Genomic DNA, 6,082 nt, shown 5'->3' on the forward strand with positions numbered 1-6,082 from the left:
TAGGTGGAGTAATAATGGCAGAAGAAACAAAGCCGGCTGCATATGATGCCGATCAGATACAAGTATTAGAAGGTCTAGAAGCTGTCCGAAAACGTCCAGGGATGTACATCGGTTCAACAAGCTCTAAAGGTCTTCACCATTTAGTATGGGAAATCGTCGATAACAGTATTGATGAAGCATTAGCAGGTTATGCGACTGATATCGTTGTAGCCATCGAGAAAGACAACTGGATTCGCGTTGAGGATAACGGTCGTGGGATTCCTGTTGATACACAAGAAAAAATGGGGAAACCAGCCGTAGAAGTTATTATGACTGTGTTACATGCCGGCGGTAAATTCGGCGGCGGCGGATATAAAGTATCAGGCGGTCTGCATGGTGTAGGGGCATCGGTTGTAAATGCGTTATCAACAACCACAATCGTTCAAGTACACCGCGACGGTCATATCCACGAAATTATTTTTGAACGTGGTCAAACAGTACAGCCTCTTAAAGTAATCGGGGATACAGACCATAATGGTACGACAACTCGCTTTAAAGCGGACCCTGAAATCTTTAAAGAAACAACTGTTTATGAATACGATATTTTAGCGCACCGCGTACGTGAGCTTGCTTACTTAAACCGCGGGATTCGCATTTCAATCGTTGATGAGCGTGAAGGACAAGAACGTCGTAATGATTATCATTACGAAGGCGGGATTAAATCATACGTTGAACATATCAACGAGAAAAAAGAACCGCTTCATGAAGCAATTGACTTAAAAGGTGAAAAAGATGGAATCTCAATCGAAATTGCGATGCAATACAATTCAGGCTTCGCATCAAACATCTTCTCATTTGCGAACAACATTAATACGTATGAAGGTGGTACACATGAGTCTGGTTTCAAAACAGCACTTACACGTGTTATCAATGATTACGCACGTAAAAACAATCTATTAAAAGCTGCGGATGCGAATCTTTCAGGTGAAGATGTTCGTGAAGGCTTAGTAGCGATTGTGTCAATTAAGCACCCAGACCCTCAATTTGAAGGTCAAACGAAAACAAAACTAGGAAACTCAGAAGTGAGCACGATTACAAATTCATTGTTCTCTGAGCACTTTGAACGTTTCTTATTAGAGAATCCAACGGTTGCTCGTACAATCGTTGATAAAGGGTTAGTCGCTTCTCGCGCACGTGTTGCAGCGAAGAAGGCACGTGAAATGACACGTCGTAAATCGGCGCTTGAAGTTTCAAGCTTACCTGGTAAACTAGCAGACTGTTCTTCTCGTCATCCTGAAGAATGTGAAATCTACATTGTAGAAGGGGACTCTGCAGGTGGTTCAGCAAAATCTGGTCGTGACCGTCACTTCCAAGCTATCTTGCCACTACGCGGTAAAATCTTAAACGTTGAAAAAGCACGTTTAGATCGTATTTTATCGAATGCAGAGATCCGTATGATGATTACCGCAATCGGTACAGGTATCGGTGAAGAATTTAATTTAGAAAAAGCACGTTATCACAAAATCGTTATCATGACCGATGCCGATGTCGATGGCGCGCATATTCGTACACTACTATTAACATTCTTCTTCCGCTTCATGCGTCCGTTAATCGAAGCAGGCTACGTGTACATTGCACAGCCACCACTTTATCAAGTGAAACAAGGCAAGCACGTTGAATATTGCTACTCAGATGCAGAGCTACAAGAAATTTTAACGCGTCTTCCACAACAACCAAAACCACTTGTACAACGTTACAAAGGTTTAGGGGAAATGAACGCTGACCAATTATGGGATACAACAATGGACCCTGCGCACCGCGTACTATTACAAGTAGAGTTAGATGATGCGCTTGAAGCAGACCGCGCATTTGAAGATTTAATGGGTGATGACGTAGAACCACGTCGTCAATTCATTCACGAAAACGCAGTATATGTTGAAAACTTAGATATTTAGGTGAGCGAAGGGAGGTCACATACGTTGACTGAAGCAAATAACTCCGGTGTAAAGGGAGTAAATATTACAAAGACAATTAAAACGGCATTCTTAGATTATGCGATGAGTGTTATCGTATCACGTGCTCTACCAGACGTACGTGACGGCTTAAAGCCAGTACAACGTCGTATTTTATACGGAATGCAAGAACTAGGTAGTACATCTGATAAACCATACAAAAAGTCAGCACGTATCGTCGGGGATGTAATGGGTAAGTATCACCCTCATGGTGACTCTTCTATTTACGAAGCGATGGTCCGCATGGCTCAAGATTTCAGCTACCGCTATATGCTCGTTGATGGTCATGGTAACTTCGGTTCTGTCGATGGTGACGGCGCCGCTGCGATGCGTTATACGGAATCTCGTATGTCAAAAATCGCAATGGAAATGCTACGTGATATTAACAAAAACACAATCGATTATAAAGACAACTACGATGGCAATGAAAAAGAGCCAGCTGTATTACCAGCGCGTTACCCGAACCTTTTAGTAAATGGTGCTTCTGGTATCGCAGTAGGTATGGCAACAAATATTCCACCTCACCAATTAGGTGAAATCATCAACGGTGTATTAGCGCTTTCTGAAAATCCAGCGATTACAACCGAAGAACTAATGGAAATTATTCCAGGACCCGATTTCCCAACTGGCGGTATTATTTTAGGCCGTAGCGGTATTCGTCAAGCGTACGAAACAGGTCGAGGCTCAATTATGATTCGTGCAAAAGTTGAAATCGAAGAAAAAGCGAGTGGCAAAGAAGTAATCGTCATTAATGAACTTCCTTACCAAGTCAATAAAGCGAAATTAATCGAAAAAATTGCAGAACTTGTACGTGATAAAAAAATCGATGGTATCACAAGTTTACGTGATGAATCTGACCGTACTGGTATGCGTGTCACAATCGATGTGCGTAAAGATTCGAATGCGAATGTCGTATTGAACAACCTTTACAAACAAACAGCGATGCAATCAAGTTTCGGTATTAATACATTAGCTTTAGTCAATGGCCAACCAAAAACATTAAGCCTAAAAGAATGTTTATACCATTACTTAGAGCACCAAAAAGAAGTCATTCGTCGTCGTACAGAGTTTGAACTTAAAAAAGCAGAAGACCGCGCACATATCTTGGAAGGTTTACGTATTGCACTTGATCATATCGATGCAATCATCGCGCTAATTCGTGGTTCACAAACATCAGATGTTGCGAAACGTGGTTTAATTGAGGAATTCAAATTATCTGAACGCCAAGCACAAGCAATTTTAGATATGCGTCTACAACGTTTAACAGGTTTAGAGCGCGATAAAATTGAAGCAGAATACAATGAGCTTCAAGCGTTAATCCACCGATTACGTGATATCTTAGCGAATGAGGAAAAAATTATTGAAATCATTCATACCGAATTAAACGAAATTCGTGAAAAATTCAATGATGCTCGTCGTACAGAAATTATCGCAGGTGGCGCTGGTATGATCGAGGATGAAGATTTAATCCCTCGTGAAAACTCAGTACTTACATTAACGCATAATGGTTATATCAAACGTCTACCTGCTAACACTTACCGTAGTCAGCGACGTGGTGGTCGTGGTGTACAAGGTATGAATACGCATGAAGATGACTTTGTAGAACATCTATTGTATACATCAACGCATGATACGATTTTATTCTTCACATCAAAAGGGAAAGTATTCAAAGCAAAAGGCTATGAAATCCCTGAATACGGTCGTACTGCGAAAGGCTTACCAATCGTCAACTTATTAAACGTTGATAAGGGTGAGCATGTCACTGCGATGATTCGTGTTCCTTCATACGAAGAAGATGCGTACTTTATCTTTACAACACGTACAGGTGTAACAAAACGTACTTCATTATCGCAATTCGCCAACATTCGTACGAACGGCTTAATCGCTATTTCATTACGTGAGGACGATGAGTTAATTTCAGTACGTCTAACAGATGGCACGAAAGAAATCGTTATCGGTACACATAACGGGATGCTTGTCCGCTTCAAAGAAGAAGACATTCGCCCAATGGGACGTACTGCCGGCGGTGTCCGTGGTGTTCGTTTGAAAAATGATGACTTCGTAGTCGGCATGGAAATTCTAGAGCCGGGTCAAGAAGTATTAGTTGTTACAGCGAATGGTTACGGTAAACGTACGTCAGAAGATGAGTATCGTCTACAAACTCGTGGTGGTGTCGGTATTAAAACCATCCAAGTAACAGATAAAAATGGTCCAATGGCTGCTGTGAAAACAGTAACTGGTGAAGAAGATATTATGCTGATTACGGATAATGGCATGTTGATCCGTATGGACGTTGAAGATATTTCTGTAATTGGACGTAGTACACAAGGTGTTCGTTTAATCCGTTTATCAGATGGCGAACATGTTGCGACTGTTGCAAAAGTAGAAAAAGAAGTACCTGAAGATGATATCGATGGCGATGAAGCGTCTGAATCAGAAGAATAATTTATAACTATAAGAGACTAGGATTTATTCCTGGTCTCTTTTTTTATGTAAATTAAATAATGTTAATCATATTTAAAATATGATAAGATACTATTGACCTATTATTGGAGTGAAAAAATAATACTAATGCTATATAAAAGTAAAATTAATGAAGCATTTGAATCAAATTAAAAGAAGAGGTGTTCATATGGAAGGTGTGTTAACGAAAATACCAGAAGTTCGCTTAGGAAGTATTGTGTGTGAAGACATTATGGGAAGTACTCAGTCACCAATTATTAAAAAAGGGACAAAGGTAACGCGTGAAGTGATTCAAGTATTTAATGCCTTTCAGGTGAAAACGGCATATGTTACGGGACCTGTTATGTCTACGGATGTTATTGAGCAGCAGACAATGATTACAACACCGCTCAATTTTGATGAACCATTAACACCATTTAAGAAGCGCTATCGTAATGCCGTTGAAAAATTTAAAAATGAATTTTTAAGCTGGGAGTCAGGTGCGAAGATTTCAATTCCAAATGTACGAGAAATCATTCTACCTCTTATTAATGATACGCTGCGCTACCGTCTACGGATTTTTACACTGAACGAATATTCAAATCCACGTGACTATATTTACAATCATGCCATTTCAACAGCACTTATTACAGCGGTAATCGCGCAAAAAATGAATTACACGAAAGGTGAGGTGATTCAGTTGGCACTTGCTTCTATGATTGCAGACAGTGGAATGGCTAAAATACCGAAAAAAATTCGTGAAAAGGCTGGTCCTCTTTCACAGTATGAATTTCAGATGATTAAAGAGCATCCTCGCGACAGTCTTCTTATGGTAAAAGAACTTCCATTAGTTAAAACAGAAATGAAGATTGCGATTTTTCAGCATCATGAACGTTTAGATGGTAGTGGCTATCCATGTAACTCTGTTGGTAATACGATTACTGTGTGCGCACATATTTTAGCTGTTGCAGATGTATTTCATGCCATGACTTGTGAGCGTATATATAAGAAAGCAACGTCTTCCTTTAATGTAATTGAAATGATTCAAAAAGAAGAGTTCGGTAAATTCCATATTGAACCTGTGCAAGCGTTATTAGATTGTGTGACAGATGTTGGCTTAGGAACGAGTGTTATGTTATCCAATCATTCAATAGGACAAATTGTTTTTACGAATAAGAATAATCCAACACGTCCAGTTGTAAAGATTGTAGGTTCTGATGAAACGATTGATCTTTCAAAAAGCAAAGATTTATATATAGAGAAAGTTTTAGTGAAAGATTAATAATAGAAGAATGAACTTATAGGGGCTTTGTATTGTATATAATGCGTACGTAATACGCTTTCATACGTTATTTTCATTCAAATAGTTTTCTTTAAAATTATTTCACAAAAGTTGTTGACTTCAATGGGGAATCTCTATATAATAAATTATGTTGAGTCGCCAAGAGCGTGACCGACAAAAACATAATAAAATTTCTTTTAAAAAAGTTGTTGACAACTTTAAAAAAGATGTGTTATTATATATAAGTCGTTAAGATAACGGTAAACGAAATGAACCTTGAAAACTGAACAAGCAAGATGTAATCACAATAAATTCGGTTCAATTGAATCGAAAAAATGTTATCAAGCAAGATAACGCTAGCAAAGCA

3 protein-coding genes are annotated in these 6,082 nt (G+C 39.1%); all 3 read left to right on the top strand.

Features of this window, described 5'->3' with window-relative positions; translation table 11 throughout:
- The first annotated feature begins 14 nt into the window (after positions 1-14).
- The 3 genes from gyrB to ACFSY7_RS02740 all read left to right on the top strand — a co-directional run bounded on the left by gyrB (position 15) and on the right by ACFSY7_RS02740 (position 5,715).
- Positions 15-1,934, top strand: coding sequence for a DNA topoisomerase (ATP-hydrolyzing) subunit B (gene gyrB, locus ACFSY7_RS02730; RefSeq protein ID WP_126989922.1), 1,920 nt, complete (start codon positions 15-17; stop codon positions 1,932-1,934).
- 24 nt (positions 1,935-1,958) lie between these two features.
- Complete coding sequence (gene gyrA, locus ACFSY7_RS02735; RefSeq protein ID WP_380146720.1) at positions 1,959-4,436, top strand: DNA gyrase subunit A; 2,478 nt, start codon at positions 1,959-1,961, stop codon at positions 4,434-4,436.
- Positions 4,437-4,623: 187 nt separating this feature from the next.
- Positions 4,624-5,715: an HD-GYP domain-containing protein gene (locus tag ACFSY7_RS02740; protein WP_380146722.1), complete on the top strand. Its 1,092-nt coding sequence runs from the start codon at positions 4,624-4,626 to the stop codon at positions 5,713-5,715.
- Positions 5,716-6,082: the final 367 nt, after the last annotated feature.

This window comes from Kurthia populi (assembly GCF_042686175.1).
Taxonomy (GTDB): domain Bacteria; phylum Bacillota; class Bacilli; order Bacillales_A; family Planococcaceae; genus Kurthia; species Kurthia populi.